Here is a 24,485-nt window from a genome sequence, read left to right on the forward strand (position 1 = left end):
CTGTTCCCGATGTCCGAATGCGGGTTATCGGGTGCGGTCCCGGTTCGGGTCGAAAACGTGACGGGGGGAGTACTCTCCGCTCGCGTCCTTCCGTTCCTGCGGGGCCGGGGCGGGCGCGGGGCGCCGGGGCGCGTCCTCCACGCCCAGCATGAGGAAGAGGCTGCACACCAGCAGGAGGACGAACAGGCCCACCACCAGCGGCAGCAGCAGGTCCGAGGAGGTGGCCCCGGCCGGGGTGGACAGGTGGTCCCCGGTGTGCACGGTGGCGCTCATCCCGAACATGCCGGTGTAGTGCATGCAAGAGACGGCGACGCCCATGAGCAGCGAGGCCACGGTGATGGCGGGCAGGCCCTCCACGCGCCGGGCGAACCACAGGGCGGCGGTCGCGGCGGCCAGGGCGATCACCGCGGCGGCGGCGACGAACACCGGGTCGTGGTGCAGGTCGCCGTTCATGTTCATCGAGGCCATGCCGATGTAGTGCATGGCGACGATCCCGGAACCGGCGATGGCGCCGCTGAGCAGCAGCCAGCCGGTGGTCCCGCGGCGGATGGTCAGGTACAGCGCCACGCCCATGACCAGGATGGCGATGGCGCCGCTGGCCAGGGTCAGGGCGGTGTCGTAGCGGATGGCGGTGCCCGTGACCCGGAAGCCCATCATCGCGATGAAGTGCATGGACCACACGGCGGTGCCGCCCAGGCAGACCGCGCTCATGGCCAGCCACTGCAGGCGGGCGAAGCGGCGGGTGGCGGCGCGCGACCGCGCGGCCGCCATCAGGCCGATGAAGGAGCCGACGACCGACACCGCGTAGGCGATCCCCGGAGTCCACGGTCCGTAGGTGAAGTGATCGACCACGCTGTTCCGTCCCGACTGTGCGATTTTCCCGGCTGGAAAAGCATAGAAAACGGATATGAAACAAGAAAGCCGGAAGTATTACGCTTCTCTGCTTTCGGGACCTTGGTCGCATGAGGGAACCGCGAGCCCGGCGGGGGTGTGACCAGCGGTGACCGTGACCTCCGTGACCGGTATCACCGGTTTCGGGTCAGGAGGCGTGCGGCGGACGGCGCAGCCCCTGGAAGGCGATGGTGGCGAGGGTGTCGGCCACCTCCTCCGCCGACAGCCCGCGGTCGGGCTTGTACCACTCCACGATCGAGTTGACCATGCCGAACAGCAGCCGTGCGGCCACCGCCGGGTCCACGTCGTCGCGGATGTCCCCGGCGACGATGCCCTCGCGCACCAGGTCGGCGACCAGGTGGTCGAACTCGCGCCGCCGCTCCAGGGCGTGCTTCTCCACCTCGGTGTTGCCGCGCACCCTCAGGAGGAGCGTGACGTGCGGGAGCAGCTCCACCAGCACGCGGACACTGCCGCGCAGGACGTGGTCGAGCCGGTCCACGGCCGGGCCGGTGACCGAGGCCTCCTCGCGGGTGACCGCGAACAGGGCGTCCATGGCCAGGTCCAGCGACCGGCGCAGCAGCTCGGTCTTGCTGGAGACGTGGTGGTAGATCGCGGACTTGGTGACGCCCAGGGCGCGCGCCAGGTCCTCCATGCTGGTCCCGTCGTAGCCGCGCTCGTTGAAGACGCGGGCCGCCACGTGCAGGACGGAGTCGGCGTCGTGTCCGGGGCGTCCGGAGCGGCGCCTCCCGGAGCGCGGGGGCGCGGACTCGCCAGGGCTGGTTCGGGGCACGGTTGTCGAATCTACCTCGTGTCGCCGGCCGGTCGCGTGCCGGTCGTCCGGTCATGGACCGCGTGTCGTGGCCGTCACACGAGGGGGTCGGTTACTGAACGATCGGTCGGTGGGAGTCTACGGCGGATCGGGGCGCATCGGTAGAGGTGAGGGGGTCGCGGCGGGCGGCGGCCGGTCCCCTTTCCCGGAAGGGGCGGGGCGGTGCGCGTGGGAACGGGGGCGGCGCGGGTGCGGGGTCGGCGTCAAGAATCCGTTAAGTGTCTTGTGTCCCTTTTGGGAGAAGCGTAGTTTTTGTTCGCTTTCTTTGACCGGAGGCGTGATCCGCCTCGAAGCGAAGAAGAACGAGACTCCCCATGGCCATTTCACGTCGTCACGCCCTGCGCGCCTCCCTGGTCGGCGGTGCGGGAGCCGCCCTGGCCGCCGCGGTTCCCTCGTCCGCGTTGGCCGACTCCGGAGCCCCCTTCGAGGGAGGGGCCGCCGACGCCCTGCGTCTGCTCAAGGAGGGCAACCGGCGCTGGCGCCGGTTCGCCTCCGTCCACCCCCACGAGGGGCGCCGCCGCCGGATCGAGGTCGCCCAGGGGCAGAGCCCCTTCGCCCTCGTCCTCGGCTGCGCCGACTCGCGGGTCGCACCGGAACTGGTCTTCGACCGGGGCCTGGGCGACCTGTTCACCGTCCGTTCCGCCGGCGAGGTCCTGGACTCCTCGGTGCTCGGCAGCATCGTCTACGCCGTCGAACACCTGGCGGTCCCGCTCATCGTCGTCCAGGGTCACTCCTCCTGCGGCGCGGTGGGCGCCGCGGTGGAGGCCCACCGCACCGGAGAGCTCCCGCACGGCCACGTCGGCTACCTCGTGGAGCAGATCCTGGAGGTCGTCGACTCCACCCCCGACGACGGGGGCGACTTCGTCGACGCCTGCGTGCGCGCCAACGCCCGGCACGTCGCCGGCCTGCTGCGCGCGGACCCGGAACTGGCGCCGTTCGTCGAGTCCGGGAGGCTGGACATCGTCGCGGCCCGCTACGACCTGGAGGGCTACGGCGTCGACTGGCTCTGACCCGGCCCGTCGATCCGGACGTCGGGTCCTAGGGCCCGAAGAACCCATAAGGCGGTAGAGGCGATCGCCCGTGATATCACGGGCGATCGCCGTTTTATTCATGCCGTTCATGTGTGAAATCGGGCATTCGTTCCCAGGGGTGGCACCGGGTTCCCGGCCTTCTTATCAGGCACGATTCCACGGATTTCTGAAAAGCCAGCGGAATCGACCGCATCACCCTATTGTCGTCCTTGTCCGTACAAGGGCGGCCCGCTGCCCCGTCCGCCGCGGACCGCCCGACCCGTCTCCACGGAGGACCGATGTGCGTGCGATCGACCGACAGATGAGGGACCTGCTCCGGACGCCCGGGGTGCGCAGTGTCCACCTCGTCGACTGGCGGAGCGGGCGGACCCTCGTCCACGTCGGAGACGAGGACCGCCCCGAGGACGTGGTGGCGATCCTGCGGGCCGTGCACGCGGGACCGCTGTGCGCGGGCCAGGACATGGAGGACGTCGTCGTCTCCGACGCCCGCCACCACGTCCTGGCCGCCGTCCTGGCGGCGTCCGCGGACCTGTGCCTGCGGGTGCGGGTGCGGGTGTCCCCGGACGGGGGGAGCCTCGGCTCCGCCCTGCGGGACCTGCGCCGCCTCGCCCGCACCGCCCGGCCGCCCGCGCCCCGCCGCGACCGGCCCCCGCTGCCGGACCCGGGCGGCCTCCCCCGGCCCCGGCAGGCCGTCCCCGTGGACCGCGGGGTCCTGGAGCGCGTCCTCGCCGCGCTGCGCACCCTGTCGGCGGACGGACCCGACCGGGCGGTGACCGCGTGACCGGTGGGGCCTCCCCGCGCCGCGCGGTCCACGGGCTGCGCCGCTGGATCGCCGAACGGGGACGGCAGCGCCGAACCGACCGAACCGACCACAGGAAAGAGAAGGACATGCCGAACATCGAATCCGGCCTCAAAGAGATGATGGAGATCGACGGGGCGGTGGGCGCCGCCGTCGTCGACTACGGCAGCGGGATGGCGCTGGGCACCCTCGCCTCCACCAACACGCTCGACCTCACCGTCGCCGCGGCGGGCAACACCGAGGTGGTCCGCGCCAAGATGCGCACCATGGACCAGCTCGGCCTCAACGACGCCATCGAGGACATCCTCATCACCCTGTCCGGGCAGTACCACGTCATCCGCCCGCTCGCCGGCCGCAAGGGGCAGGGGCTGTTCCTCTACCTGGCGCTGGACCGGACCCGGGGCAACCTCGCCCTGGCCCGGCACCGCCTCAGGAACATCGAGGAGACCCTGGAGGTCTGACGCCGGGCCGGGGCGGCCGTGCCCTCCGGTCCCGCGCGCCGCTCCGGCCCGGGCGATGGGGGACAATCGGGGAAGACCCCGCTCTCCCACAGCCGCCCCCTGCCCGAGGAGAACCGGCCATGTTCCGGATCGCCATCAGCCGCCTCGACGGCGCGCGCATCGTCCTGGAGCACCGGGAGACGGTGCTCTCCGTCGACGAGGCCGTCCGCGCCGTCCTGGCCCGCCTGCCCGCCGCCGACCCGGCGGCGTTCAGCGGCCGCGCGGTGCAGGACTCGGTCAACCGGGTCAACGACTTCCGGCGCGACGTCGTGGCCGACGGCCGCGGATACCGGGTGGTCATCGCCCCGATGATGTGATCCGCGGCCGCCGGCCCGGGGAGCAGGGCGTCAGTCGGAGCCGAACGCCGAGTCGAACGACGCCTGCGGCGGGTCGTAGGCGTGGGAGCGGACGAACTCCACCGCCTCGGCCGCGCCGACCAGCCGGTCCATCCCCGCGTCCTCCCATTCCACCGAGATCGGCCCGGTGTAGCCGATGGAGTTCAGGACGCGGAAGCAGTCCTCCCAGGGCACGTCGCCGTGGCCGGTGGACACGAAGTCCCAGCCGCGCCGCGGGTCGCCCCACGGCAGGTGCGAGCCCAGCCGCCCGTTGCGTCCGTTGCCGGTCCGCCTGCGGGTGTCCTTGCAGTCCACGTGGTAGATCCGGTCCCGGAAGTCCCACAGGAACCCCGCCGGGTCGATATCCTGCCACACCATGTGGCTGGGGTCCCAGTTCAGGCCGAACGCCTCCCGGTTCCCCACCGCCTCCAGCGCCGCCCGCGTCGACCAGTAGTCGTAGGCGATCTCGGAGGGGTGCACCTCGTGTGCGAACCGCACCCCCACCTCGTCGAACACGTCCAGGATCGGGTTCCACCGGTCGGCGAAGTCCCGGTACCCGGCCTCGATGACGTCCTCGCCCACCGGCGGGAACATCGCCACGTACTTCCAGATCGCCGACCCCGTGAAGCCCACCACCGTGGACACCCCGAGCCGGGCGGCGGCCCGCGCGGTCGTCTTCATCTCCTCGGCGGCGCGCCTCCGCACGCCCTCGGGGTCGCCGTCGCCCCACACCCGGGACGGCAGGATGTCCTTGTGCCGCCGGTCGATGGGGTCGTCGCAGACCGCCTGGCCGAGCAGGTGGTTGGAGATCGCCCACAGCCCCAGGCCGTGCCGCTCGAGGGTGTCGAGGCGGTCGCGCACGTAGTCGTCGTCGGCGGCGGCGCGGGTGACGTCGAGGTGGTCGCCCCAACAGGCCAGTTCCAGCCCGTCGTAGCCCCAGGAGGACGCCAGGGAGCAGATCTCCTCGAAGGGCAGGTCGGCCCACTGCCCGGTGAAGAGGGTGACCGGTCGTGTCATGGTCGGGCCTTTCGTCGGTGGGCCCCGGCTCGGGGCCGGGGCCGGTGTTCGTTCGTCAGTGGTGGTTCTCTTGCCCGACCCGGGTCCCGGCGGTGCCGTCGGGCTCCAGCGCCCCCAGGTCGGGGGAGGCGGGCAGGTGGACGTGGACGTGGCCCAGCCCGGCGGCGACCGCGGCCTCGTCCAGGTGCGAGGCCGCGGCCGACCAGCCGACGACGGCCTCGTTGCGCACGTCCATCGCCACGTGCAGCAGGTCCATGCGCAGGTCCTCGTCCTCCACCAGCGCGGCCTTGGAGTAGGTGTCGGCGGCCACGACCAGCAGCGACGCCGACGAGATCAGGCCGGTGCGGACCGGGTCCGCGCCTTCCCGCACGGCCAGGCCGGTGGCGGCCTCGTGGGCGGCGGTCCGCCAGCCGTGCACGGTCGCGGCGTCCACCACGTCGAGCGGCGGGTGGGAGCCGTCGGTGGGCAGCCACTCCTCCATCTCCTCGACGACCGGGGACAGGGTCTCCCCGGCGGCGGTCGCGTCCTCGGCGAGCGCGGCCACGGCGTCGGCGTCGGCGCCGCCGGGTTCCTCGCGTCCGCCGGACAGGACGAGCGCGGCGATCAGCGCCATCACGACGGCCATCGCGCCGATGGTGAGCCACCAGGTCAGCGGAGTGGTGCGGGAGGGTTCGGGCAGGTCCTCCGGGGGCTGCGGTCCGGAGTCCTCCAGGGTCGGGGGGTTGGGGTGGTCGGCGGGCATGGTGACGTCTCCTAGCGGGTGGGAGTCACCCTGCTCCCGGCGGCGCTCTCCGGCCAGCGCGGCACCGAGCGGGGTGGTGGTGTGCCGTGCCGGACGCGTCGCCCGCCCGCCCGCTGTGCGTGCACGGCCGGGTGCGGACCGCGCCCCGGGTCCCACCACTCCTCACCTTCCACTCGGGAGGGACCTCAGGAACGCCAGCCCGTCGACGGCGATCGCGTCCTGTGTCGCCGCCAGCGGCCGCCAGATGGAGGCCGCGGTGGCGATGGTGGCATTCTCCGCGGTGAAGGATTCGATGACCAGGGGGCCTGTGTACCGGATCGTGTCCAGTGAGGCGGCGATCCCGGGCCAGTCCAGGTGGTCGGCCCCGGGGGCGCCCCGGTCGTTCGCGCATACCTGCACGTGGGCGACCCGGTCGCCGGCCCGCAGGATCGCCGCCGGGACGTCCCGCTCCTCGATGTTCATGTGGTACACGTCCAGGGCCAGGCCGCAGTGCTCCGACGGCAGGTCCGCGAGCAGCTCCAGGCCCTGGTCGACGGTGTTGAGGACGCTCGTCTCGTAGCGGTTGAGGGGCTCCACCGCCAGCCGGACGCCCGCCTGCGCGGCGTGCTCCACGACCGGGGCCAGGGCCTCGGTCAGCTCGGCCGCGAGGGACGCCCGCTCCGCGGGGGACATCCGCCAGGTGCGGCCCACCGACGCGTAGGCGGGGCCGGCGGCGACGGGCGACCCGACCGCCGCCGCCGCGTCCACGACCCGGCGCAGGTAGTCCTGTGTCGTCCGCCGGGTGCCCGGGTCGGTCGCGACCAGCTCCCGACCCGGGCCCATGACCAGTACGACGCGGGGCTCCAGACCCAGCCCGCTCACCAGGTCCCGCGCGCGGCCGGGGTCCCAGTCGCCGACGTCCTCCACGGGCAGTTCGATCACGTCGAACCCCCAGTCCGCCACCCGTGGGGCGATCACTTCCAGATCGGCCCCGGTCAGCGGTGACGTCCACACCCAGGTGTTGACCCCCAGCGCGCGCATCCGCCCCTCCTCCTACCGGTCGGTCCAGGCCTCGGGGAACCCGGGCAGGTCCTCCCCGCCGAACTTGGCGTAGTGCAGCGACGGCATGTCGGCGTTGCGGTCCAGGTAGTCCTGGAGCTCGCCCTGGCGGATGGGCTCCTGCGGCAGGATCCACTCGGAGGGCACCTCCTCGCCGCCCAGGATCATGGCGGCGGCCAGCACCGGGGTGCGCCACTGGAAGTTGGAGTACACCGGCGCGATCGCGGTCAGCCCCTCCTCGTCCCACTTGCGCATGAAGCTCAGCTCGTCCTCACCGGAGATCACCGGGTAGGGCTGGCCGGCGTCCTCGAACGCCTCCAGGGCGGCCACGGCGCCGTCGCCGGCGTCCATCCAGATGCCGTCGACCTCGCCGCGCTGCAGGTGCTGGGAGACCAGGTCCTTGATCTTGGCGCCGTCGCCCTCGGTGAACTCGAAGCCGAGCACCTCCAGCTCGCTCTCGCCGAAGATCTGCTGGGCGGCCGCCCAGCGGTGCTCCAGCACGTCCACACCCGGCAGGATGCGCAGTGCCAGCACTCGGGAGCCCGGCTCCAGGTTCTCCACCAGGAACTCGGCGGCGTCGGCGCCGTAGGCGTAGCCGCCGATCGGGTGGATGAAGGTCACCATGCAGTCGGTGTTGACGCCGCGGTCGAACACGATGACCGGGACGCCGCTCTCGCACGCGGTCTCCACCGCCGGAGTCAGCGTGGCCGTGGTGGACGGCGAGATGATGATGGCGTCGCAGTCGCCCGAGTCCACGAAGGCCTGGATGTCGGAGATCTGCTGGTTGTCGTCGTCGGCGGCGTCCGACACCCGGAACTCGCCGATCCGGCCCTCCTCCTGGAGCGCCTCCACCTGCTGCTCCATGGTGATGAAGCCGGTGACGCGCCAGGGGTTGGAGACCGAGGCGTTGGAGAAGCAGACGGTGGCGTCCTCGGGGGAGTCGTGGACGAACTCCGAGGTGTCCGTCCACTCCGGCTCGATCGCCTGGAGCCAGGGCTCGTCGGGCGAGCCCTCCGGCGTGATCTCCCGCTGGGCGAGCTGGGCCTCGTACTCGGCCTCGTCGAACCACTCGGCGTCCGGCGTCATCCCGGCGCCGCCCTCACCTCCCGGCGCGGCCTCGTCGGGCGCGTCGGTGGTACACGCCGAGAGCATCAGTGTCAGGCCGGCGGTGCCGGCGAGCAGCATGCGTGAGATGCGCATGGTTACCTCCTGGGGGTCCCGGGCTCGCGCTCGGGTTCGTGGTCCGGTCGCCGGCGCGGGCGCCCCGGCGGTCGCAGATCGCCCCGGCGGGCGGCGTAGGCCACCGCGGCGATGATGATGAGCCCCTGCACCGAAGGCTGGATGGTCGAGGGCAGGTAGAGCTGGTTGAAGAGGGTGAACAGGGCTTCGACGGTGAGGGCGCCCAGGGCGGCGGCCACGACCGTCCCGCGGCCGCCGCCCAGGACCACTCCGCCCAGCACCACGGCGGTGATGGCGGTGAACTCCAGCCCCTGGCCGACCTGCGCGGTGACCCCGGCGAACCCGCCGATGAGGATCGCCGCGACGGTCGCCATGAGGGTGGAGCCGACGAAGGCCAGGGTGCGCACCCGCTGCACCCGCACCCCGGCGTAGGCGGCGGCGACGTCGTTGTCGCCGGTCGCCATCAGGGAGCGGCCGAACGGGGAGCGCATGAGGAGCACGGCGCAGACGGTCAGCGCCAGGGCGATGAGCACCGCCCAGGGCAGCTGCCCCAGGAACGGCACGCCCTCGATCCCGCCCCGGCCGGGGACGCGGAACGCCTCCGACAGGGAGCCGGTGGGCGCGCCCCCGGTCCAGAACCGGACCGCGCCGAACAGGACGAGCATCATGCCCAGGGTGGCGATGATCGACGGCACCTTGAGGAGCGTCGTGACCAGCCCGTTGACCAGGCCCACCAACAGGCCGAAGGCGAGCATGAGGCCGATGACGGGCAGGGTCATGCCCTCCTCGCCGTCGATGAGCCGGGCCGCGATGACCACCTGGGCGCCGACCAGGGAACCGACCGACAGGTCGAACTCCCCGGACACGATGACCAGGTACTGGCCCACGGCCAGGATGACGAGCGGCGCCGCCTTCTTGGCGAAGGCCATGAGCGGCGGGCCCTCGAAGAAGGACGGGTTCCGGGTGGCGATGACCACGAAGATCAGCACCAGGATCAGGAGCACCGTGGCGGTGCCGCCCCGTCCCAGCGAGGACAGCAGGGCGAGGGGGGCGGAGCGCCGGGCGGGCGTCTCGGTCATCGTCCGCCTCCTTCGGTGCCGGAGGTGACGGGGGCCGGGGCGCCGCCCGGATCGGGCGGGGGAGCGGGTGGCGGCGGACCGCCGGAGGGGAAGCGCACCCGCACCGCGGACCGGGACAGCCGGCCGCGGGCGTAGATGGCGACGGCGGTGATGACGATGACGCCGCGCAGCACGTCCTTGACGAACGGGTCCACCGCCAGCACGTTGAACACGGTGTCGAGGGTGGCCAGGATGAACACCCCGGCGATGGTCCCGGCCACGCCGCCGCGCCCGCCCAGCAGGTAGGTCCCGCCGAGCACCACCGCGGCGATGGCCTCCAGTTCGTAGCCGTTGTTGTAGACCAGGGCGCTGCCGGTGCCGAAGCGCGAGGCCAGCAGCAGCCCGGCCATCCCGGCGGTCACCGAGCACAGGACGTGCGCGGTGATGACGGGGATCCGGTCGCGGACACCGGACAGGCGCGCCACCTCGGCATCGCCGCCCACCGCGTACATGTGGTAGCCGGTGCGGGTGCGGTGCAGGAACACCACCGCCGCCGCGGCCAGGGCCAGCATGACCAGGGTGGACACCGGGAACACCCCGATGCGGGTGTAGCCGAAGGCCTGGAAGGTGGCGGGGATCGCCCCCGCCGGGCCCTGGAAGTTGGTGTCCAGGTACCCCTTGATGATGAGCCCGGTGCCCAGGGTGGCGATGAACGGGTTGACCCGCAGCCACGTCACGATGGTGCCGTTGGCCAGGCCGATCAGCGCCGCCAGGCCCAGGGTGGCGGCGATGCCCAGGGGGACGCGGGCCGGGTCGCCCGCCATGACGGTGGCCGCGACCACGGTGGACAGGGCCGCCACGTACCCGACCGACAGGTCCAGGGAGCGGCACAGGATGACCAGGGTCTGGCCGATGGCGAGGAACCCGAGCAGGCTGCTGCGGGTGAACAGGTCCACGGTGTTGGCCGTGGTGAAGAGGTTCTCGCCCCGGGACGCGACGTAGAGGGTGCTGAGCACCAGCAGCAGGACCAGGGCCAGGTAGACCAGGCCGGTGGTGCCGGTGCGGGCCCACAGGGCGCGGACCGCGGACTGCGGGGAGGCGGGGGGAGCGCTCACGGTGCGGCCTCCTCGTGGCTGTGGTCGTCGGGGTGTCCGGCCGCCGCTGCGGTGATCCGCGGGTCCTCGACCCCGGGGCCGGCGGGTTCGGCGGCGGAGCCGGTGGCCAGCGCCATGACCTCCTCCTCGCCGGAGCCGCCGGGCAGCCCGCCCGCCACCCGGCCGTCGGCCAGGACGACGAGGCGGTCCGACATCCCGATCAGCTCGGGCAGCTCCGAGGAGATGAGGACGATCGCCACGCCCTGCGCCGCCAGCTCCCGCATCAGCCGGTAGACGGCCTGCTTGGCGCCGACGTCGATGCCCCGCGTGGGCTCGTCCAGCACCATCACGCCGGGCTCGGTCGCCAGCCACTTGGCCAGCACGACCTTCTGCTGGTTGCCGCCGGAGAGGTAGCGGACCTCCTGGGTGTTGCCGCCGCGCGCCACCAGCTCCAGGGAGGAGAGCACCCCCGGCAGGCGGGCGGCTCGGGCGCCCGAGCCGAACGGCCACACCGCGTCCAGGACCAGCCGGGCGTTGGCCAGGACCGACTGGTTCAGGGCCAGGCCCTGGGTCTTGCGGTCCTCGCTCACCAGCACCAGGCCCGCCCGGATCGCGGTCCGCGGCGAGCGCGGGTCCACCCGGCGCCCGTCCACGCGGACCTCGCCCCGGGTGAAGCGCTCGATCCCGAACAGGGCGTGCGCGATCTCGGTGCGCCCGCTGCCCTGGAGCCCGGCCAGGCCCACGATCTCGCCGCCGCGCACCTGGAAGGAGATGCCGTCCAGCTGGGTGTTGCCGCCGCCGGACACCTCCAGGCGCACGTCGCCGTGGCGGTCCCCGGACGGTTCCAGGTGCTCGGGGAAGACCGCCGACACCGGACGGCCCACCATCATGCGGACCAGGTCGGCCGGGCGAGTCCCGGCGGCGTCCACGGTGTCGACGAGGCGACCGTCCTTCAGGACGGTGATCCGGGTCGCCAGGTCGAAGATCTCCCGCATGCGGTGGGAGACGTACAGCACCGCCACACCGCGTTCGAGCAGGCGGGCGATGATCCGGTAGAGCACCTCCACCTCGCTCTCGGCCAGCGCGGCGGTCGGCTCGTCCATGGAGATGACGCGGGCGTCGTGCGAGAGCGCCTTGACGATCTCCACCACCTGCTGCTGGGCCACCGACAGGGACCGGACCCGGGCCCAGGGCTCGATGCCCTCCAGGTCCAGGTCGGCGAGCAGGGCGGCGGTGGCGCGTTCCATGGCGCGGGCGTCCACGGCGCCGAACCGGCCCCGGATCTCCCGGCCCAGGAACACGTTCTCGGCGACGGTGCGCTCCGGGAGCAGGTTGAACTCCTGGAACACCGTGGCCACGCCGGCCCGCTGCGCCTGGACCGGGTGCTCGAAGGAGACGGGGCGGCCGTCCAGTTCGACGGTGCCCCCGTCGGCCGGGTGGACCCCGGCCAGGACCTTCATCAGGGTCGACTTCCCGGCGCCGTTCTCGCCCACCAGGGCGTGCACCTGCCCCGGGTACAGCTCCAGGTCGACGCCGTGCAGGACGCGGACGCCCAAGAACGACTTGGTGATGCCGCTCATGCGGACCACCGGCTCTGCGGGGGGTGCGGTGCTCATCCCCGGTCCACCTCGGTGACGTCGACCCAGCGGCGCTCGCGGGCCGAGAGCAGCACGGCCTCGGCGATGACCGCCGCGCGCAGCCCGTCGGCGAAGACCGGCAGGCCCTCGGGGGAGCCCCCGGCGACGGCGTCGGCGGTGTCGGCGACCAGGGCGTTGAAGCAGTCCTGGTAGCCCTGCGGGTGGCCGACGGGGACGGCGGTGAGCCGGGCGGCGTCGGCGCTCAGGTCCGGGTCGTCCCGGGAGATGATCCCGGTGCGCCCGCGCCCGCCCGCCCACAGGGTCTCGGGGCGCTCCTGGTCGAAGCGCAGCGAGCCCTCGGTGCCGGAGACCTCCAGCACCAGGCTGTTCTTGCGGCCGGGGGAGACCTGGCTGATGACCGCGCCGCCCACGGCCCCGCCGGCGGTCGCGAACTGGAGGGTGACCAGGTCCTCGGTGTCCACCGGCCGCCCGTCGCGGACGTCGTTGAGCCGGCCGGTCTGGGCGCTGACGGAGGCGATCCGGTCGCCGGTGACGAACTCGAGCATGTCGCACCAGTGCGAGCCGATGTCCCCGAACGCCCGGGTGGGGCCGCCGAGCCGCGGGTCCACCCGCCAGTTGTCCTCCTGCGGGTACAGCAGCCAGTCCTGGAGGTAGCCGCCGTGGGCCAGGCCGACCCTGCCGACGGCGCCCGCGGCGACCAGCGCCCGGGCCTCGCGGACCATGGGGTGGAAGCGGTAGGCGAAGGGGACGACGGCGACCAGCCCGGCGTCCGCGGCGGCCGCGGTCATCTCCGCGGCGGTCGCGGCGTCGGTGGCCAGGGGCTTCTCGCACACCACGTGTTTGCCGGCGGCCAGGGCCGCCAGGGTCAGGGGTGCGTGGAGGTGGTTGGGGACGCACACGTGCACCACGTCCACGTCGTCGCCGCGGATCAGGTCCAGGGCGTCGGCGTGGGCGCGGCCGACGCCGTTGGCGGAGCGGAAGGCCTCGGCCTTCGCGGGGGAGGAGCCCGCCACTCCGACGACCGCGCCCCCGTTGGCGCGGACGGCGTGGCTGTGGACCCGGCCCATGAACCCGGTGCCGATCACGGCGGCCCGGTAGGCGTTGGGCGGGGCCTCCCCGACACCGGACCCGCTGCCGATGCTTGTGACCTTACTCACTGACATGCTCGCACCGTACGCCGGACTTCTGTCGACGGTCAAGCATAAGTTGAGAAACGTGACCGCAATAGGTCCTTTCGAGGCGGTCAATAGATCCTGTGCTTGACTTGTCCCATGACGGAAGATGCGCTGACCGGCCCGCCGGCCCACGGACTCCGGGCCGCTCCCACCACGACCGCGCCCGGGGCGGGGACCCTGCTCCGGCTGCTGCGCGACGGCCGCCCCCGCACCCGGTCCGAGCTGGCCGGGGCCACCGGCCTGGCCCGGTCCACCGTCACCCAGCGGGTGGACGCGCTCCTCGCCAGCGGCCTCATCGGCCCGGCGGGCGAGGCCGTCTCCACCGGCGGCCGCCCGCCCACCACGTTCTCGTTCCGGCCCCGGGCGCGGGTCGTCCTCGCCGCGGACCTGGGCGCCACCCACGCGCGGCTGGCCCTCACCGACATGGCGGCCGAGGTCATCGCCGAGGCCCGCGCCGACCTGGACATCGCCCTGGGGCCCGAACACGTCCTGGACTGGGTGGTGGAGCACGGCCGCGGGCTGCTCGCCGGCGCCGGCCGCGACGTCTCCGAGCTGCTGGGCCTGGGCATCGGCCTGCCCGGCCCCGTCCAGCACTCCACCGGCCGGGCCGTGAACCCGCCGATCATGCCCGGCTGGGACGGCTTCGACGTGCCCGGCTACGTGGGGGAGCGGCTGGCCGTCCCGGTGCTGGTGGACAACGACGTGAACATCATGGCGATCGGCGAGCACCACACCGCCTGGCCCGACGCCAGCCACCTGATGTTCGTCAAGGTCGCCACCGGCATCGGCTGCGGCATCGTCAGCGAGGGCCGCGTCTACCGGGGCGCCCAGGGCGCGGCCGGGGACATGGGGCACATCCACGTCCCCAGCGGCGCGGACAAGCCCTGCCGCTGCGGCAACACCGGCTGCCTGGAGGCCGTCGCCAGCGGGGCCGCCCTGGCCGAGGCCCTCACCGCCGAGGGCGTGCCCGCCCACAGCGCGCGCGACGTGGTGGAGCTGGCCCGCAACGGGTCCGTTCCGGCGCTGCGCGCCCTGCGCCAGGCGGGCCGCGACATCGGCGAGGTGCTGGCCGCGTCCGTCAACATGTTCAACCCCTCGGTGATCGTCATCGGCGGGGCGCTGGCCCTGGCCGGGGACCACCTGCTGGCCGGGGTGCGCGAGGTCATCTACCAGCGGTCGCTGCCGCTGGCCACCGAGCACCTCAGCATCGTGTCGTCGGCGGCCGCCGAGAGCGCGGGCGAGATCGGCGCCGCCGTGCTGGTCATCGAGCACTGCCTGAGCCCGGAGCACGCCGACCGCATCATCGCCGGGACCGCCTGAGAGCCCGGCCCGGGCCGGGGAGGCGCGGGCGGATCCGCGCCCGCGCGGGGTTCCCGGACTCCGCCGGGCCCGGGCCGGGGAGGCGCGGACACGGGCGGGCACAGGGGAGGGGGCGGAGCCGTTCGGCTCCGCCCCCCGCCTCTTGCGTCATGACCCTGGGTCAGGGAGTCACAGACCTCGCGGTTCCCCCCGGGGCTCGGTCGGTTCCCGACGGGGCTCGCGGACCTCGGGCAGGATGCCCTCCTGGTGCAGGACCGGCTTCTCTCGGGCCGGCCGCCCGCCGCGGACCACGGCGGTCCGCGCCACGCTGTTCACCAGGACGGCGATGGCCACACCCGTGATCAGGTTGATCACGGCGGTGGCGGTGGGGCTGGCGCCCTCCACCCCCTGGGTGAAGGGGGTGACCACCGCTATGGCGGTGATCAGGCCGATGATCCACACGAAGAAGGCGCGGGCGCGCGGCGCCGCCACCAGCAACAGGTGCATCAGGGCCGTGGCCGCCAGGGCCGCGACCCCCGCCATGAAGGCGTAGGCCGCGGTCCCGGCGTCACCGAGGTAGCCGGCCTCCTCCGGGGCCAGCACCGGGATCCCCAGGGCACCCCTGAAGAACAGGGTGCCCACCAGGACGACCAGTGCGGCCACCACCGCCGTCGCCAGGCCGCCGGACCACAGGCGGACCGCGTTGACGGGTCGTTCAGCTGCGAACTCGCTCATGCCGTTACCCCCAGATACGGCCTCGAGTATCGTCGCACTCCGTATACATCCGGATACGTCCGAACTCGGTCACAGCCCACATACCCGAAGCCCCGCGCAGGTAACCCACACGTGGAACACTGGGGGTATGGCTCACTTCGCGCACGCCCGCGTCGACCTGGACGCGATCGCCTACAACGCACGGCTGCTCCGCGAGCGCGCCGGCGGGGCCGCGCTCATGGGCGTGGTCAAGGCCGACGGCTACGGGCACGGCATGCTGCCCGCCGCCCGCGCGCTGCTGGCGGGCGGGGCGACCTGGCTGGGCACCGCGTTCATCCGCGAGGCGCTCGGGCTGCGCGCGGCCGGGATCACCGCGCCCGTGCTTGCCTGGATCATCCCGCCCGGCGAACCCGTGGGCGAGGCCGTCGAGAACGGCGTCGACCTGGGCGTCAGCGACGCCGCGGTGCTGGAGGCCGTCCTCGGGGCGGCCCGCAGCCTGGGCCGCACCGCGCGGGTGCAGCTCAAGATCGACACCGGCCTGAACCGGGGCGGCATCGGCCACTCCGAATGGGGCTCCCTGGTGGAGGCCGCCGCGCGCGCCGAGGAGGCCGGCCACCTCAAGGTGAGCGGGATCTGGTCGCACTTCGCCTGCGCGGACGAGCCCGGGCACCCCTCGATCGCCGCCCAGCTCTCCGTGTTCCACGACGCCCTGGAGACCGCCGACAAGGTCGGCCTGACCCCCGAGGTGCGCCACATCGCCAACTCGGCGGCGCTGCTCACCCTGCCCGAGGCGCACTTCGATCTGGTGCGCGGCGGTATCGCGAGTTACGGGCTGTCCCCGATCCCGGATTTGGATGTGCCCGGATTGCGGCCCGCGATGACCCTGCGTGCCCGCGTCGCCCTCACCAAGCGGGTGCCGCCCGGCAGCGGCGTCTCCTACGGCCACCGCTACGTGACCGACCGCGAGACCACCCTCGCCCTGGTGCCCCTGGGCTACGCCGACGGCGTGCCCCGGGCCGCCACCAACAGGGGCCCGGTGCTCCTGGGCGGACGCGGGCGCGTCATCGCGGGAACGGTCTGCATGGACCAGTTCGTTGTCGACGTGGGCGACGACGAGGTGGCCGCCGGCGAGTACGCGGTGCTGTTCGGCGACCCGGACGCCCACCCGGGCGCGCCGAGCGCCCAGGACTGGGCCGGGGTCCTGGACACCATCCCGTACGAGATCGTCACCCGGGTCGGCGTCCGGGTCCCGCGCGAGTACGTCGGCGGGGCCTGAGCCGCGGCGACCGGGCCTGCGGGCCGCCCGCGGGCGCGCCCCCGGTGGCGGCCGCGGGTGTGGCGGCCGCGACCCCCGCCGATCGTCCACAACCGGCCGCGCGCGCCCGCCGCCCCGCCTAACCTGGGGTGAAGGGGACACACCCGACGGTCGTGCCACGACCCCGGTCGGCCACCGCCCGAACCTTACCGACACACAGCCTTGCGAGTCCGATGACAGACGTGACGACCACAGCGAACGCGTCCACCGCGGTCACCGCCGCCACCGACGGCGCCATGCGCGCCCTGGGCCGCGCCCTGGCCGGCCTCAGCCGGGCGGGGGACCTGCTGATCCTGTCCGGCCCGCTCGGCGCGGGCAAGACCACCCTCACCCAGGGCCTGGGCCGGGGGCTGGGCGTGCGCGGCTCGGTCACCTCCCCGACCTTCGTCATCTCCCGCGTCCACCCCTCGCTGGTGGGCGGCCCCTCCCTGGTCCACGTGGACGCCTACCGCCTGGGCGGCCCCGACGAGATCGACGACATCGACCTCGACATGACCCTCCCCGACTCCGTCACCGTCGTGGAGTGGGGCGAGGGCGTCGCCGAGGGGCTGTCCGACGACCGGCTGGAGATCCGGATCGAGCGCCACGCCGACGACAGCCGCACCGTCCACCTCACCCCGGTCGGCCGGCGCTGGGCGGGCGTCGCCCTGCCCGTCGCCGTCGACGACGAGAACACGGAAGACTAGACCGGTGCTGCTCCTGGCCTTCGACACCGCCACCCCCGCCGTCACCGCCGCCATCGGCGAGTCCGGCGCGGACGGCGCCTTCACCCTGCGCGCGAGCGCGTCCTCGGTGGACGCCCGCCGCCACGGCGAACTGCTCTCCCCGACCATCCGGCGGCTCACCGGGGAGGCCGGGATCGCCCTGGCCGACCTCGACGCCGTCGCCGTCGGCATCGGCCCCGGCCCCTACACCGGCCTGCGCGTGGGGCTGGCCACGGCCCACGCCCTGGCCGACGCGCTCGGCGTCCCCTGCCACGGGGTGGCCACCCTGGACGCGCTGGCCTTCGCCACCGGGCGCACCGGGCCGTTCGTCGCCATGACCGACGCCCGCCGCAAGGAGGTGTTCTGGGCCCGCTACGACGACCGCCTCACCCGGGTGGGCGAGATCGCCGTGGACCGCCCGGCCGACCTCGACACCGGCGGGCTGCCGCTGGTCGGCGACGGCGCCCGGATGTACGCCGACGTGTTCGGGGAGGCCGCGGCCGCACCGGACCCGGCGCACCCCGACGCCGCCGCCCTGGCCGAGCTGGCCCTGCGCCGGCTGCACGCCGGGGAGGCCCTGCCCGCCCCCGAACCCCTCTACCTGCGCCGCCCCGACGCGGTGGTGCCCGGCGCCCCGAAGAAGGTCCGCCAGTGGGTGAAGTGACACCGGTGCGCGACACCGCCCTGGACGCGGTGCGCGCCGCCCCGCCCGCGGGAGTGGCCCTGCGGCCCATGGCCGCCGGGGACGTCGACGCGGTCATGGCGCTGGAGCGCGCCCTGTTCCCGGCCGACGCCTGGAGCGAGGGGATGCTGCGCGAGGAGCTCGCGGAGACCGCCACCCGCCACTACGTTGTGGCCGTCGCCGGCGACGCCCTGGTCGGCTACGCCGGCCTGCGGTTCGTCCCGCCCGAGGGGGACGTGCAGACCATGGCCGTGGCCGAGTCCGCCTGGGGCACCGGGATCGGGGGAGCGCTGCTCACCGAGCTCCTGGACCAGGCGGCCCGGCGCGGGGTGCGCGACATGTTCCTGGAGGTGCGCTCGGACAACCCGCGCGCCCAGAAGCTCTACGCCCGCTTCGGATTCGAGCGGATCGGCATCCGGCGCGGCTACTACAACGGGGCCGACGCCCTGGTCATGCGGCGCGTCGCCGAGGAGGGTACCCATGAGTGACCACGACCTCCCGCTCATCCTGGGCATCGAGACGTCCTGCGACGAGACCGGTGTCGGCCTCGTGCGCGGCTGCGAGCTGCTCGGCGAGTCGGTGGCCTCCAGCGTGGAGCAGCACGTCCGCTTCGGCGGCGTGGTGCCCGAGGTGGCCAGCCGCGCCCACCTGGAGGCCATGACGCCCACCGTGCACCGGGCGCTGGACTCCGCGGGTGTGAAGCTCTCCGACGTCGACGCCATCGCCGTCACCGCGGGGCCCGGCCTGGCCGGGGCGCTGCTGGTGGGGGTCTCCGCCGCCAAGGCGTACGCGATGGCGCTGGACAAGCCGCTGTACGGGGTCAACCACCTGGTCGGGCACGTGGCCGTGGACCAGCTGGAGCACGGGCCGCTGCCCAAGCCCGCCATCGCCCTGCTCGTCTCGGGCGGGCACACCTCGCTGCTGCTGGTCAACGACCTGGCCACCGACGTGGTGTCGCTGGGCGACACCGTGGACGACGCCGCGGGCGAGGCCTACGACAAGGTGGCCCGGCTGCTGGACCTGCCCTATCCGGGCGGGCCGCCCATCGACCGGGCGGCGCAGCGGGGCGACGCCAAGTCGATCCGTTTCCCGCGCGGCAAGTGGGGGGACGGCACCTACGACTTCTCGTTCTCGGGCCTGAAGACCGCTGTCGCCCGCCACGTGGAGGACGCCGACCGCCGCGGCGAGCCGCTGGTGGTCGCCGACATCGCCGCCGCGTTCCAGGACGCGGTGGTGGACGTGCTCACCCGCAAGGCCGTCGACGCCTGCGTGGAGCACGGGGTGAGCACGCTGGTGATCAGCGGCGGCGTGGCCGCCAACTCCGCGCTGCGCGCCCTGGCCGAGCAGCGCTGCCGCGAGGCGGGGATCACCCTGCGGGTGCCCCGGCCCAAGCTGTGCACCGACAACGGCGCCATGATCGCCGCCCTGGGCGCGGAGGTCGTGGCGGCGGGGCTGCCGCCGTCGGAGCTGGACCTGGCCACGGACACCTCGCTGCCGGTGGAGTCCCCGCTGGCCCGCTAGGCGTACTGATCACGGAGGCCGGTGACACCGCCTCCACCCGACACGAACCGGGAGGGCCTCCGGTATCGGTGTGGATCGCGACGTCCCACCGGCCACCGGGAGGCCCTCGGTGCCCCGCACCATCAGGCCGACGCCCTCCTCACACCCGCGGGCCGCCTCGCGTCGGCCCGCTGCCTGGTCGACGGCGGCCGGCCGCTGCGCCGGTCGGTTCGCGGGAGACCACCCGGCGACCGCTCCCGGCACCCGGCGCAAGCGCCGGGCCACACGAAGGCATCCACCGAACACGCCCCGGCACCGTCCGGGCGAGGGCCCCGGAGCACCGCTCCGGGGCCCTTCGCGTGCGCGCGGCGCCGCCCTCGCGGCGCGGGGTTTGTGAAACGTTCGTATCGCCGGGGCTCGCCGCCTCTGGGTGAGACCGGGTGATCCGTGCAGATGGCCGCTGCTGTGGGGATCGAGTGGCCGGAGGTGCGTGTGGGGGTATTGCCTGGATCACACTGTGCTTGGTACTTTCTGTGAAACGTTTTAATAGGTGGCTCGCCACCACCGCGCGCGCATACCCCCTCTCCACCCCCGAACCGACGCCGCCACGGCGGCGCGGAAAGGAGCCCCCATGCGTGACCCGGCAGGACCGGACCGGGAGCCGGACGGCTTCGCCCACACCCGGCGGTCCTTCCTCGGCCTGGGCGCCGCCACGGGCGCGGCCGTCGCCCTCGGCCTCCCGGCGGCCCCGGCCGCGGCGTCCCCGGTGGCCCCCGCGGCCCCCGCCCGCAGGGCCTTCGCGGACGCCTTCGTCGACCCGGCCGCCGCCGCGCGCGCTCGGTTCCGCTGGTGGTGGCCGCACGGCCTGGTCGACCTCCGCGAGATCGAGCGGGAGGTCGACCAGATCGCCGACGCCGGGTTCGGCGGCATGGAGATCGCCGACGTCCACCACAGCTCCGACGAGGACCTGGACCCCGGAGGCCACGGCTGGGGCACCGACGCCTGGCGCGCGGCGCTGGAGACCGCGCTGGCCCGCGCGGAGGAGCGCGGCGTGACGATGGACGTCACCATCGGCCCGTCCTGGCCCGCCGCCGTCCCCACCGTCACCCCCCAGGACACGGCGGCCGCCCGCGAACTCGCCCATGGGGCGCACTTCCTCGCCTCGGGGGAGAGCGTCACCGGGCCGCTGCCGGAACCGGTGGTCGAGCCCGCCGACGGTGTGACGGAGCGGACCCTGGTCGCCGTCCAGGCCCTGCGCCTGGCGGACGGCGCCGCCCCCGGGGACAAGGTGTGCGCGCTCGTCCCCGACACGCTGGTCGACCTCACCGGCGCCGTGGAGGGCGAGGAGCTGGCCTGGACCGCCCCCGGCGGCGGCGACGGCTCCACCTGGGTTCTCCTGGCCCACTGGGAGCGCGGCTCCGGGCAGCGGCCCGAGGGCGGCCCGCACACCGACCCCGTCTCCTACGTGGTCGACCACTTCGGCGCGGCGGGCGCCCGGGCGGTCACCGACTTCTGGGAGGAGCACATCCTCACCGACCGGCTGCGCGCACTCCTGGCGGGGCCCGCGGGCGGCTCGGTCTTCGAGGACTCCATCGAGATGGAGACCGAGGCGACGCTGTGGACCCACGGCCTGCCCGAAGCCTTCCGGGACCACCACGGCTACGACGTGCTGCCCTACCTGCCGGTGCTCGTGCGCGTGGACGAGAAGAAGGTCTTCACCTTCGACCCCGACACCGACCGCCGGGCCCTGGACGACTTCAACGATCTGCTCGGCCGGGCCTACACCGACCACCACGTCGTCCCCCTGCGGGACTGGGCGCACGGCCTGGGCATGACCTACCGCATCCAGCCCTACGGCCTCCAGACCGACGCCCTCGTCAAGACGGCCCTGGTCGACATCGCCGAGGGCGAGTCGCTCGGGTTCAAGAACCTCGACGACTTCCGCTCCCTGGCCGGCGGCCGGGACCTGGCAGGCAAGCGGATCCTCTCCAGCGAGGCCGGCGCGGTCTACGGCGGCTCCTACAGCACCACCTGGGAACAGACGGTGCGGACCGTGTCCCGGGAGTACTCCGCCGGGGTCAACCTGGCCGTCCTGCACGGGTTCTCCTACGCCGACGCCCCCGGGGTGCGGTGGCCGGGCTTCGCCGCCTTCACCCCCTACGGCGGCAGCGGGGTGGGGTACAGCGAGTCCTGGGGGCCGCGCCACCCGACCTGGCAGCACGTCCCCGACACGGCCGGCTTCTTCGCCCGCGCCCAGTACGCGCTCCAGTGGGGCACGCCCAGGACGGACGTGGTCTTCCTGCGGCAGAAGGGCTACGCGGGCTCGGGCTTCGGCGCCGCCCACTTCAGCTCCACCGGGGTCCGCCAGGGGTGGACCCACCAGTTCGCCTCCCCCCGCCTGCTGGAGATCACCGACCCGAAGGTGTCGGGCGGGCGGCTGGCACCGGACGGCCCCGGCTACGGCCTGCTGGTGTTCGAGGGCGACGCCTTCAACGGCAGGGTGCCCACGCTGCCCCTGGAGACGGCGCGGCGCCTGCTCGGATACGCCCGCGACGGCCTGAAGATCCTGGTGGTCGGCGACTGGAGCGCGCCGCAGCAGCCCGGTGTCGACCAGGACGGGGCGGCGGAGCTGGCCGGGGTCCTGGCCGACCTGCTCGCCGAGCCCACCGTCCACCGGGTCGGGACCCGCGAGGAGATCCCCGCGGGCCTGTCCGCGCTGGACGCCCGGCCGGACGTGTCCTACGCCGAGCCGTCACCCCTGCTGCACACCCGCCGCCGGGGCGACGACATGGAGCTGTACTACTTCACCAACGGGTCCGACACGGAGGGCGTGGACCACGAGGTCACCCTCTCCACCACGGTCCGGGAGGCCTACCCGTTCTCCCTGGACCTGTGGACCGGCCGCATCGAGCCGCTGCCGCTGCACCGCGCCGAGGCGGACGCGGTCACCGTGCCGGTGCGGCTGGCCCCGGGGGCCTCGACGGTCATCGCCCTGGCCCGCCCGACCTGGGGTGCCCAGCTGGGGTCCGCCGGGGACCGGGTGTCCCCGGGACTGCTGAGGAGGCTGAGGCTGTCGGCCACGGACGCCGACGCGGTGCGCGTGGTCGACGGGGCCGCGGTGGTCCGGATGTCCGAGCCGGGCACCTGCACGACCACCTACGCCGACGGCTCGACGGTCCGGAGCACCGTCGATCGGGTCGGCCCGGAGGTGGAGCTCACCTCCTGGGAGCTGGAGGTGGAGGACTGGCGGCCGGGCGGCTCGGCCACCGAGACCGAGGTGCGGACCCACGAGATCTCCCTGTCCGGGCTCGCGCCGTGGACGGGGATCGAGGGCCTGGCCGACGTCTCCGGCATCGGCCGCTACACGGCCACGGTGGAGCTGGGCGAGGGGTGGACGGGCGGCCACGGAGCCCACCTCGACCTCGGCCGGGTGAGCGACACGTTCCGCGTCACGGTCAACGGCACCGCCCTGCCGCCCTGCGACCGGTCCACCGCCTCGGTCGATGTGGGCCCGTGGCTGCGGGCGGGGGAGAACACCATCGAGGTGGAGGTCGCCACGACCCTCATCAACCGGATGCGGGTCTTCCGGCCCGAGGTCTACGGCGGGGTGCGCCGCCAGGAGTACGGGCTGATCGGCCCGGTCCGGCTGGTGCCCTACGGGCAGACGGCCCTGTGACGCGCGTGCGGCCCGGGGCTCCCCGGGCCGCACACCCCACCGGCGCCGCCCGCGGCCCGCGGCCGGGCCGACGAACGGCCCCGGTGAGGGCCCCTCGCCGCGACGGGGGAGGCCCCTCGCGGGTGCGCGAGGGGCCGGGGCGGGGTGCGGGTCCGTGGCCCCGGGGCGGGGCGGGGTGCCCGGTCAGGCGGTCGCGGGCTCCTCCGCGCCGCCACCGGTGCGGACGCGGTCGAAGTCCCGCACCCGGAGCCGTCCGGTGAGGGCGAGGACCGCGGCCACCGCGCCCAGGACGCCCAGCCCCACGAGGCCGCCCAGGCCGCCCGGGTACAGCAGGCCGTCCACGGGCGACCCGGCGGCCGACAGGGTGACGAAGCCGATCGTGTTCAGCGCGTTGTTGGCCCCGTGCGCGAGCACCGCGGGCCACACCGACCCCGAGGCCAGCCGGAACCAGCCGATGACGACGCCCGCCACCACGCAGAAGACCAGGAACAGGGCGACCTGCGCGCCGTCGAACCCGCCGTGCAGGTACTGGATGAGCAGCTGCGGAGCGTGCCACAGCCCCCACACCGCCCCGCTCACCGCGAGCGCGGGCCACACCCCCAGCGGCAGGAGCCGGGGCAGCAGGTAGCCGCGCCAGCCCAGCTCCTCGCCGAAGGCGAGCACCAGGGCGGGCACGGACGACACCAGGACCACTCCCAGCGCCGCCAGGAACGCGGCCCACGGGAACCCGGAGTCGGGCATGGCCGCGGCCAGGTCGGGGACGAAGTCGGGCAGGACCTCCCGCAGGCCGGAGAAGTCCACCAGGTCGAGCCGCACGGCCCCGACCAGGCCCGCGGCCAGGGCGGCCGCGAAACCGAGCAGCGGCATCAGCGCGAAGGCGAGCAGCGAGTACCCGCCGGCCCGCCGCCACGACCCCCGGGCGGCCAGGCCCAGGGCGCGCGCGAAGCCGGACGGCCGCCACACGAAGAGGGTGACGGCGGCCGCGGCCACGGCGGGCGTGAACATGTAGACGGTGGCGGCGAGCCCGTACGCGGGGTCGTCCGGCCCGGTCCCGCCGAGGAGGAGGGGTGCGTGCACCGCCCACGCCAGTGCGTACGCGACGAGGACGAAGAAGGCGATCTCGCGGAGGGGCAGGGCCCGCCGGAGCGGGGCGCCGGGCTGTCGGCGGAGCCGGTTTCGAGGGGGTTCGGTCATGGCGCCAACGCTAGGAAGACGGCGCCGCCGGCGACATGGGGCGTTCGGTCGACTTCCCCTGGGGTCCGCCGCAGGTCCGCCGGTGGTGTCCTCCTCCGGAACGCGGGACGGTGGG

General features: G+C 74.1%; 23 protein-coding genes. 11 read left to right on the forward strand and 12 right to left on the reverse strand.

The window, feature by feature from the left end:
- Positions 1-24: 24 nt before the first annotated feature.
- Together K1J57_RS13755 and K1J57_RS13760 are read right to left on the reverse strand one after the other, a co-directional pair.
- Positions 25-852, reverse strand: coding sequence for an MHYT domain-containing protein (locus K1J57_RS13755; protein WP_255647037.1), 828 nt, complete (start codon positions 850-852; stop codon positions 25-27).
- A gap of 187 nt (positions 853-1,039) precedes the next feature.
- Entirely contained in the window at positions 1,040-1,588 is a 549-nt protein-coding gene (locus K1J57_RS13760) for a TetR/AcrR family transcriptional regulator (RefSeq protein WP_220565521.1), read from the reverse strand.
- A 446-nt stretch (positions 1,589-2,034) separates the two neighbouring features.
- Here K1J57_RS13760 and K1J57_RS13765 point away from each other — a divergent pair, with 446 nt between their 5' ends.
- The 4 genes from K1J57_RS13765 to K1J57_RS13780 all read left to right on the forward strand — a co-directional run bounded on the left by K1J57_RS13765 (position 2,035) and on the right by K1J57_RS13780 (position 4,367).
- Positions 2,035-2,730, forward strand: coding sequence for a carbonic anhydrase (locus tag K1J57_RS13765; protein ID WP_220564816.1), 696 nt, complete (start codon positions 2,035-2,037; stop codon positions 2,728-2,730).
- 322 nt (positions 2,731-3,052) lie between these two features.
- Positions 3,053-3,532 carry a hypothetical protein gene (locus tag K1J57_RS13770; protein ID WP_220564817.1) on the forward strand — a complete coding sequence of 160 codons (480 nt, stop codon included), beginning with the start codon at positions 3,053-3,055 and terminating at the stop codon, positions 3,530-3,532.
- 107 nt (positions 3,533-3,639) lie between these two features.
- Positions 3,640-4,011: a hypothetical protein gene (locus K1J57_RS13775; RefSeq protein ID WP_220564818.1), complete on the forward strand. Its 372-nt coding sequence runs from the start codon at positions 3,640-3,642 to the stop codon at positions 4,009-4,011.
- Between the two features lie 119 nt (positions 4,012-4,130).
- A complete protein-coding gene (locus K1J57_RS13780) occupies positions 4,131-4,367 on the forward strand; it encodes a hypothetical protein (protein ID WP_220564819.1) in 237 nt (78 codons plus the stop codon).
- 30 nt (positions 4,368-4,397) lie between these two features.
- Here K1J57_RS13780 and K1J57_RS13785 read toward each other — a convergent pair whose 3' ends face one another.
- The 8 genes from K1J57_RS13785 to K1J57_RS13820 all read right to left on the reverse strand — a co-directional run bounded on the left by K1J57_RS13785 (position 4,398) and on the right by K1J57_RS13820 (position 13,268).
- The gene (locus tag K1J57_RS13785) at positions 4,398-5,402 is read right to left on the reverse strand and encodes a sugar phosphate isomerase/epimerase (RefSeq protein WP_220564820.1); all 1,005 of its coding nucleotides are present in this window, start codon (positions 5,400-5,402) and stop codon (positions 4,398-4,400) included.
- 55 nt (positions 5,403-5,457) lie between these two features.
- Positions 5,458-6,144 (reverse strand): hypothetical protein, encoded by a 687-nt coding sequence (locus K1J57_RS13790; RefSeq protein WP_255647038.1) that lies wholly within the window; start codon positions 6,142-6,144, stop codon positions 5,458-5,460.
- 162 nt (positions 6,145-6,306) lie between these two features.
- Positions 6,307-7,164, reverse strand: coding sequence for a sugar phosphate isomerase/epimerase (locus tag K1J57_RS13795; protein ID WP_220564821.1), 858 nt, complete (start codon positions 7,162-7,164; stop codon positions 6,307-6,309).
- A gap of 12 nt (positions 7,165-7,176) precedes the next feature.
- The gene (locus K1J57_RS13800; protein ID WP_220564822.1) at positions 7,177-8,382 is read right to left on the reverse strand and encodes a substrate-binding domain-containing protein; all 1,206 of its coding nucleotides are present in this window, start codon (positions 8,380-8,382) and stop codon (positions 7,177-7,179) included.
- A 2-nt stretch (positions 8,383-8,384) separates the two neighbouring features.
- A complete protein-coding gene (locus tag K1J57_RS13805; RefSeq protein WP_220564823.1) occupies positions 8,385-9,440 on the reverse strand; it encodes an ABC transporter permease in 1,056 nt (351 codons plus the stop codon).
- Complete coding sequence (locus tag K1J57_RS13810; RefSeq protein ID WP_220564824.1) at positions 9,437-10,534, reverse strand: ABC transporter permease; 1,098 nt, start codon at positions 10,532-10,534, stop codon at positions 9,437-9,439. The genes K1J57_RS13805 and K1J57_RS13810 overlap by 4 nt, the downstream gene beginning before the upstream one ends.
- Positions 10,531-12,129, reverse strand: a complete 1,599-nt coding sequence (locus K1J57_RS13815; RefSeq protein ID WP_220564825.1) for a sugar ABC transporter ATP-binding protein — start codon at positions 12,127-12,129, stop codon at positions 10,531-10,533. The genes K1J57_RS13810 and K1J57_RS13815 overlap by 4 nt, the downstream gene beginning before the upstream one ends.
- Positions 12,126-13,268, reverse strand: coding sequence for a Gfo/Idh/MocA family protein (locus K1J57_RS13820; protein WP_255647172.1), 1,143 nt, complete (start codon positions 13,266-13,268; stop codon positions 12,126-12,128). The genes K1J57_RS13815 and K1J57_RS13820 overlap by 4 nt, the downstream gene beginning before the upstream one ends.
- Positions 13,269-13,382: 114 nt before the next feature.
- On the opposite strand from K1J57_RS13820, the gene K1J57_RS13825 reads away from it, so the two are divergent.
- Positions 13,383-14,606, forward strand: coding sequence for an ROK family transcriptional regulator (locus K1J57_RS13825; protein ID WP_220564827.1), 1,224 nt, complete (start codon positions 13,383-13,385; stop codon positions 14,604-14,606).
- A 168-nt stretch (positions 14,607-14,774) separates the two neighbouring features.
- On the opposite strand, the gene K1J57_RS13830 is transcribed toward K1J57_RS13825, so the two are convergent.
- Entirely contained in the window at positions 14,775-15,320 is a 546-nt protein-coding gene (locus K1J57_RS13830; protein WP_220564828.1) for a DUF6069 family protein, read from the reverse strand.
- Positions 15,321-15,447: 127 nt separating this feature from the next.
- Between K1J57_RS13830 and alr the strand changes: the two genes are divergently transcribed.
- The 6 genes from alr (at position 15,448) to K1J57_RS13860 (ending at position 23,176) form a co-directional block, all read left to right on the forward strand.
- The gene (gene alr, locus K1J57_RS13835; protein WP_220564829.1) at positions 15,448-16,575 is read left to right on the forward strand and encodes an alanine racemase; all 1,128 of its coding nucleotides are present in this window, start codon (positions 15,448-15,450) and stop codon (positions 16,573-16,575) included.
- 212 nt (positions 16,576-16,787) lie between these two features.
- On the forward strand, positions 16,788-17,300 hold the full coding sequence (gene tsaE / locus K1J57_RS13840; RefSeq protein ID WP_220564830.1) for a tRNA (adenosine(37)-N6)-threonylcarbamoyltransferase complex ATPase subunit type 1 TsaE: 513 nt from the start codon (positions 16,788-16,790) through the stop codon (positions 17,298-17,300).
- Between the two features lie 4 nt (positions 17,301-17,304).
- A complete protein-coding gene (gene tsaB, locus K1J57_RS13845) occupies positions 17,305-17,982 on the forward strand; it encodes a tRNA (adenosine(37)-N6)-threonylcarbamoyltransferase complex dimerization subunit type 1 TsaB (protein WP_220564831.1) in 678 nt (225 codons plus the stop codon).
- A 68-nt stretch (positions 17,983-18,050) separates the two neighbouring features.
- A complete protein-coding gene (gene rimI / locus K1J57_RS13850; protein WP_220565523.1) occupies positions 18,051-18,488 on the forward strand; it encodes a ribosomal protein S18-alanine N-acetyltransferase in 438 nt (145 codons plus the stop codon).
- On the forward strand, positions 18,481-19,521 hold the full coding sequence (tsaD, locus tag K1J57_RS13855) for a tRNA (adenosine(37)-N6)-threonylcarbamoyltransferase complex transferase subunit TsaD (protein ID WP_220564832.1): 1,041 nt from the start codon (positions 18,481-18,483) through the stop codon (positions 19,519-19,521). Before rimI ends, tsaD begins: the two co-directional genes overlap by 8 nt.
- A 610-nt stretch (positions 19,522-20,131) precedes the next feature.
- Positions 20,132-23,176 carry a glycosyl hydrolase gene (locus K1J57_RS13860; protein ID WP_220564833.1) on the forward strand — a complete coding sequence of 1,015 codons (3,045 nt, stop codon included), beginning with the start codon at positions 20,132-20,134 and terminating at the stop codon, positions 23,174-23,176.
- Between the two features lie 183 nt (positions 23,177-23,359).
- On the opposite strand, the gene K1J57_RS13865 is transcribed toward K1J57_RS13860, so the two are convergent.
- Positions 23,360-24,370: a CPBP family intramembrane glutamic endopeptidase gene (locus K1J57_RS13865; RefSeq protein ID WP_220564834.1), complete on the reverse strand. Its 1,011-nt coding sequence runs from the start codon at positions 24,368-24,370 to the stop codon at positions 23,360-23,362.
- Between the last annotated feature and the right edge of the window lie 115 nt (positions 24,371-24,485).

The organism is Nocardiopsis sp. MT53 (assembly GCF_019598965.1).
Lineage (GTDB): Bacteria > Actinomycetota > Actinomycetes > Streptosporangiales > Streptosporangiaceae > Nocardiopsis > Nocardiopsis changdeensis.

Coding starts and splice junctions, on each gene's coding strand:
- K1J57_RS13770 (WP_220564817.1), top strand. CDS start 3,053: ATGAGGGACCTGCTCCGGACGCCCGGGGTGCGCAGTGTCCACCTCGTC.
- tsaD (WP_220564832.1), top strand. CDS start 18,481: ATGAGTGACCACGACCTCCCGCTCATCCTGGGCATCGAGACGTCCTGC.
- K1J57_RS13860 (WP_220564833.1), top strand. CDS start 20,132: ATGCGTGACCCGGCAGGACCGGACCGGGAGCCGGACGGCTTCGCCCAC.
- K1J57_RS13865 (WP_220564834.1), bottom strand. CDS start 24,370: ATGACCGAACCCCCTCGAAACCGGCTCCGCCGACAGCCCGGCGCCCCG.
- K1J57_RS13800 (WP_220564822.1), bottom strand. CDS start 8,382: ATGCGCATCTCACGCATGCTGCTCGCCGGCACCGCCGGCCTGACACTG.
- alr (WP_220564829.1), top strand. CDS start 15,448: ATGGCTCACTTCGCGCACGCCCGCGTCGACCTGGACGCGATCGCCTAC.
- K1J57_RS13815 (WP_220564825.1), bottom strand. CDS start 12,129: ATGAGCACCGCACCCCCCGCAGAGCCGGTGGTCCGCATGAGCGGCATC.
- K1J57_RS13825 (WP_220564827.1), top strand. CDS start 13,383: ATGACGGAAGATGCGCTGACCGGCCCGCCGGCCCACGGACTCCGGGCC.
- K1J57_RS13830 (WP_220564828.1), bottom strand. CDS start 15,320: ATGAGCGAGTTCGCAGCTGAACGACCCGTCAACGCGGTCCGCCTGTGG.
- K1J57_RS13790 (WP_255647038.1), bottom strand. CDS start 6,144: ATGCCCGCCGACCACCCCAACCCCCCGACCCTGGAGGACTCCGGACCG.
- K1J57_RS13775 (WP_220564818.1), top strand. CDS start 3,640: ATGCCGAACATCGAATCCGGCCTCAAAGAGATGATGGAGATCGACGGG.
- K1J57_RS13765 (WP_220564816.1), top strand. CDS start 2,035: ATGGCCATTTCACGTCGTCACGCCCTGCGCGCCTCCCTGGTCGGCGGT.
- K1J57_RS13785 (WP_220564820.1), bottom strand. CDS start 5,402: ATGACACGACCGGTCACCCTCTTCACCGGGCAGTGGGCCGACCTGCCC.
- K1J57_RS13805 (WP_220564823.1), bottom strand. CDS start 9,440: ATGACCGAGACGCCCGCCCGGCGCTCCGCCCCCCTCGCCCTGCTGTCC.
- tsaE (WP_220564830.1), top strand. CDS start 16,788: ATGACAGACGTGACGACCACAGCGAACGCGTCCACCGCGGTCACCGCC.
- K1J57_RS13780 (WP_220564819.1), top strand. CDS start 4,131: ATGTTCCGGATCGCCATCAGCCGCCTCGACGGCGCGCGCATCGTCCTG.
- K1J57_RS13795 (WP_220564821.1), bottom strand. CDS start 7,164: ATGCGCGCGCTGGGGGTCAACACCTGGGTGTGGACGTCACCGCTGACC.
- rimI (WP_220565523.1), top strand. CDS start 18,051: ATGGCCGCCGGGGACGTCGACGCGGTCATGGCGCTGGAGCGCGCCCTG.